The sequence below is a fragment of the Maribacter sp. genome (genome assembly GCF_049667165.1).
Classification (GTDB): domain Bacteria; phylum Bacteroidota; class Bacteroidia; order Flavobacteriales; family Flavobacteriaceae; genus Maribacter_A.
Window position 1 is genome coordinate 1 of sequence record NZ_JBATHS010000339.1, and the last position, 5,517, is coordinate 5,517.

Genomic DNA, 5,517 nt, shown 5'->3' on the forward strand with positions numbered 1-5,517 from the left:
GTGATTATCAATACTGAAGATTGTGAAACACTACGGGGAATTGCGGTTGAGTCATTGAAGAAAAACGAGGAAATCGTTGAAACGCTTGGGGAGCGGATTTTAGGAAGGGTTTCCCTTCATGATGTCCACAATCCATTGACCGATGAGATTCTCTTGAAGGCGGGACAACAAATCATGGAAGCCGATGTCAAAAAGATAGAGGCATCTCCCATTGAAAAGGTTGAAGTGCGATCTGCCTTGACCTGTGAAGCCGAAAAAGGTATTTGTGCCAAATGCTACGGAAGAAACCTATCAACCAATAAAATGGTGCAAAGAGGTGAGGCCGTTGGTGTAGTTGCCGCACAGTCCATTGGGGAACCAGGTACACAGTTGACGCTTCGTACCTTCCATGTTGGGGGTATTGCAGGAAACATCTCTGAAGAGAATAAGCTAACCGCCAAATTCGATGGTATTGCCGAAATTGAGGATCTAAGGACCGTGAAGGGCGAAGATGCGGACGGTAAAGCCATGGAAATAGTTATTTCCAGAACCTCTGAAATCAAAATCGTTGATGCCAAAACGGGCATAACCCTAAGTACCAATAATATTCCTTACGGTTCACAATTATTCATCAAGAATGGGGTGAAAATCAAGAGTAATGAGATTATTTGTTCGTGGGATCCCTACAATGGTGTGATTGTATCTGAATTCCCTGGAAAGATTTCCTATGAGAACATCGAGCAAGGTGTTACCTACCAGGTAGAAATAGATGAACAGACAGGATTCCAGGAAAAAGTGATTTCGGAATCAAGAAACAAGAAACTCATTCCTACGTTGTTGATTATGAACAATAAGGATGAGGTATTGCGTTCCTATAACCTTCCCGTTGGTTCACACCTTATGGTAGATGACGGCGATAAGATCAAGGAAGGTAAGATCTTGGTCAAGATACCACGTAAATCTGCCAAGGCAGGTGATATTACTGGAGGTCTTCCAAGGGTAACCGAATTGTTCGAAGCCAGAAACCCATCTAACCCGGCCGTAGTTACCGAAATAGACGGTGTCGTATCATTCGGTAAGATCAAACGGGGTAACCGCGAGATCATTATAGAATCCAAACTGGGTGAAATCAAGAAATACTTGGTTAAGTTGTCCAATCAGATCTTGGTACAGGAGAACGATTATGTTCGTGCCGGAATGCCGTTGTCCGATGGTTCAATTACGCCAGAGGATATATTGGCGATCAAAGGGCCTTCTGCCGTACAACAGTATTTGGTGAATGAGGTACAAGAGGTATATCGACTTCAAGGTGTTAAGATCAACGATAAGCATTTTGAGGTTGTCGTTCGTCAAATGATGCGTAAAGTAAGGATTGAAGATCCGGGAGATACCATTTTCCTAGAGAACCAATTGGTTCATAAATCGGATTTTATCGTTGAGAACGATGAGATTTTTGGAAAAAAGGTCATTATTGAACCTGGTGAATCGGAAAATCTTAAAGCTGGGCAGATCATTACCGCCCGTGAGCTAAGGGATGAAAATTCAATTCTGAAAAGAGCGGATAAAACGTTGGTAGAGGCAAGGGATGCAGTAGCAGCCACGGCAACACCGATTTTACAAGGAATTACCCGGGCATCGTTGCAGACCAAATCGTTTATTTCCGCAGCATCCTTCCAAGAAACGACCAAAGTGTTGAACGAAGCCGCTGTAAGTGGCAAAATAGATACGCTAGAAGGATTGAAGGAAAATGTGATTGTAGGTCATAAAATACCTGCTGGTACCGGAATGCGCGATTATGAGCATATCATTGTCGGCTCTAAGGAAGAGTACGATGAGATTATGGCCCGAAAGGAAGCAATGAAATTTTAATAGGATAAGATGAGTGATAAGGAGCAAAAACAAAAACAGATTAATATTGAGTTGGATGAGAAAACCGCTGAAGGCATATATGCAAATTTAGCGATCATTAATCATTCGGTTTCTGAATTTGTGGTTGACTTCATTAGTTTGATGCCTGGGGCTCCAAAGGCCAAAGTCAAGAGTAGAATCGTATTGACGCCACAACATGCCAAAAAATTTCTAAAGGCATTGAGTGACAATGTCAGTCGATTTGAAAAGGCACATGGAACCATTAAGGACTATGAACAACCTCCGGTGCCGATTAATTTCGGACCTACAGGAGAGGCATAATAAAACGGAACCCCTTGCAATCTGCAAGGGGTTCCGTTTTTTAAGAGGTAAAGTAGGATAAAAGATAAAAAATGACCTTTCACCTTAACCCATTTCCTTATTTACCTCCTTACCTAATTTCATTCGAACTCCGAGGTAAAATGTAGTTTTACCGAAGGATATTTTTGTTGGGTCATTTGCAACGAGAAGGGTGAATCGGCCAAGAAGACCATTTGGCCACGTTTGTCCTTGGCCAAGAATTTTTGCTTAACCCGAATGAATTCTTTGTATTCGTCGTTCTTTCTGTCTTGGGGATCTATCCAACACGCTTTATGAACGGGAAAATTTTCATAGCTGCATTTGGCACCATACTCATGTTCCAAGCGATACTGGATAACCTCGAACTGAAGGGCGCCAACAGTACCGATCACTTTACGTCCGTTCAATTCCAAGGTGAAAAATTGAGCCACTCCCTCGTCCATAAGTTGGTCGATGCCCTTACCTAATTGTTTGGATTTCATCGGATCTGCATTGTTGATATAACGAAAATGCTCTGGAGAAAAACTGGGTATCCCCTTATAGTGCAGGATTTCCCCTTCTGTCAAGGTATCCCCTATCTTAAAATTTCCTGTGTCATGTAAACCTACGATATCCCCAGGATACGATATGTCGATGATTTCTTTCTTTTCGGCAAAGAATGCATTTGGGCTTGAGAATTTCAAGTTCTTTCCTTGACGTACGTGTAGATAAGGTTTGTTGCGTTCAAAGGTTCCTGATACTATTTTGATAAAGGCCAAGCGGTCACGGTGCTTGGGGTCCATGTTGGCGTGTATTTTGAACACGAAGCCCGAAAGCTCATTTTCAATGGGTGATACCAAGCGTTCCTCGGCCATCTTTGGCCGGGGTGAAGGTGCTATTTCAATAAAACAATCAAGCAGTTCACGAACCCCAAAATTGTTAAGGGCAGAACCAAAGAATACGGGTTGTTGATCCCCCTTTAAATAACGTTCTTTATTAAATGGGGAATAAACACCTTCAACCAGTTCAAGGTTGTCCCTTAACTGCTGTGCCGCAGTTTCCCCGATAATAGTTTCCAATTCCGGACTTTCGATATCATCGAAGGCAATGGTGTCTTCTATATTCTTTTTGCTATCACCACTGAAAAGGTTGATGTTCTTTTCATAAATGTTGTAGATGCCTTTAAAGTCATAGCCCATTCCAATAGGAAAACTCAATGGTGTTACCGATAGACCCAATTTCTGTTCCAGATCATCGAGTAGGTCAAAAGCATCTTTTCCTTCCCTATCGAGTTTGTTGATAAACACGATTATGGGAATATTCCGCATTCTGCAAACCTCTACGAGCTTAACCGTTTGCTCTTCCACACCTTTGGCCACATCAACGACGACAATAACACTGTCCACAGCGGTAAGCGTCCTAAAAGTGTCTTCTGCAAAATCCTTGTGACCGGGAGTATCGAGTATGTTTATCTTTTTATCCTTATAAATAAAAGCCAAAACAGAAGTTGCCACAGAAATTCCTCTCTGTCGCTCGATCTCCATAAAGTCGCTTGTGGCTGTTTTTTTGATTTTGTTGTTCTTTACGGCACCCGCCTCTTGGATTGCGCCACCAAAAAGCAATAATTTTTCGGTAAGGGTTGTCTTTCCTGCATCCGGATGTGAAATGATCCCGAAGGTGCGTCGTCGTTCTATCTGTTTCTTAAAACCCATGCGTTTATTTTCGGCAAAAATAATGGAAAATAAAGGATTATGACCCTTTTAAGCGCTTCTTTTCGGTCTTGAAATAAAGCTATAATGCTTTGGTTCTTGCGCTGGATGAAGGGTTTTTTTTTAATAGAAAATGGAAGAGGATGGGAAATCGCTTAGACCGACCTTACATTTTTCTTAAAAATGTAAAACGTTGTTAATCATCGATAAACAGGTAGGTGGTTATCCCATACGCTGCACTTGGTCGATGAATTTTGTTGTTAACAGAAATTTGTTCGGAATAATTTTCATTCTATTTGTACATCAAAAATTAAGGTATATCTTGCATTACTTATTCTAGAAGCCCCACTTCTTGCATAGCTTCCTGTTTTTGACCTTGGTATTTAGTAAATAATTGCTGATACTTATGGAAAATTTTACATATCCCAAATTCGGATTACACTTTAATGTAAGTCTGAGATTTTTGATTGTTTTTAGTTTACTTGCCTTTGGCTTGAACACTACTTACGCCAACTCAACTAATCTTGATATTCCAATGACGGGAACTGATTTGGATGGTGATGGGGTCATGGATAATGTTGATATCGATGATGATGGCGATGGAATTATAGACACTATAGAAGATAAAAATATGGATGGTGATGATAATCCATCGACCTCTCCAACGGACACCGATGGGGATGGTATTCCTGATTATCGCGATAAGGATTCTGATAATGACGGTATCTTGGATAATGTGGAGGCCCAAACCTCTTTCGGTTATATAGAGTCCTGTGGTATGGATAGTGACGGTAATGGTTTGGATGACCATTATGAAGCCACACCCGGTAGTTGTGGCGGATTAGTGCCTATTGATACCGATGGGGACCATATTCCCGATTATTTGGATATTGATTCGGATAATGATGGGATATTGGATAATGTCGAGGCTCAGACCACAACAGGATTTATTCCCCCCTCTGATGAAGACGGAAATCATAATGGTTTGGATGATGAATATGAACCCGCATGTCTATGTGAGGGTTTGACGCCATTGGATACCGATGGGGATACAGTCCCTGATTTCAGGGATTTGGATTCTGATAACGATGGGATATTGGACAATGTGGAAGCACAGACAGCGTACGCGTTTCAAGAACCATGTGGTATGGATAGCGATGGTAATGGCCTTGATGACCATTACGAGAATACGCCGGGATCTGGAGAGGGACTAACCCCGATAAATTCTGATACCGATGCATATCCCAATTTTAGGGACATCGACAGTGACAACGACGGTATCCCCGACAACATCGAGGCACAGACCACTTCGGGCTATGTGGCCCCCAACAACGATGACGCGGCGACGTACGCAGCCAATGACGGAGTGAACTCGGCCTATCCCGCTGGACTTACACCCGTGAACACGGACGGCACTGACGAGCTTGATTATTTGGATACTGACAGTGACAATGACCTTGTCGCCGACAACAACGAGGGCAACGACTTCAATTACGACGGCATCCCCGATCAGACCTATACGGGCACGGACACGGATGGCGACGGGCTTGACGATGGCTATGAGGGCACTGATGTGAACGACGGCTTCGACGTGAACGATGATATCGACGACCCTGCGAACGATTTACCGGATACTGACGGC

At 42.7% G+C, this 5,517-nt stretch carries 2 protein-coding genes and 2 pseudogenes; 3 read left to right on the plus strand and 1 reads right to left on the minus strand.

What is annotated here, in order from left to right; translation table 11 throughout:
* Positions 1 to 1,848, plus strand: a pseudogene (locus WBM98_RS15825) (DNA-directed RNA polymerase subunit beta'); the annotation flags it as partial.
* Positions 1,849 to 1,857: 9 nt separating this feature from the next.
* Positions 1,858 to 2,169 (plus strand): DUF3467 domain-containing protein, encoded by a 312-nt coding sequence (locus WBM98_RS15830; protein WP_424366993.1) that lies wholly within the window; start codon positions 1,858 to 1,860, stop codon positions 2,167 to 2,169.
* A 119-nt stretch (positions 2,170 to 2,288) separates the two neighbouring features.
* Here WBM98_RS15830 and WBM98_RS15835 read toward each other — a convergent pair whose 3' ends face one another.
* Positions 2,289 to 3,878: a peptide chain release factor 3 gene (locus WBM98_RS15835; RefSeq protein WP_424366994.1), complete on the minus strand. Its 1,590-nt coding sequence runs from the start codon at positions 3,876 to 3,878 to the stop codon at positions 2,289 to 2,291.
* 403 nt (positions 3,879 to 4,281) lie between these two features.
* On the opposite strand from WBM98_RS15835, the pseudogene WBM98_RS15840 reads away from it, so the two are divergent.
* Positions 4,282 to 5,517 (plus strand): annotated as a pseudogene (locus WBM98_RS15840) (hypothetical protein); the annotation flags it as partial.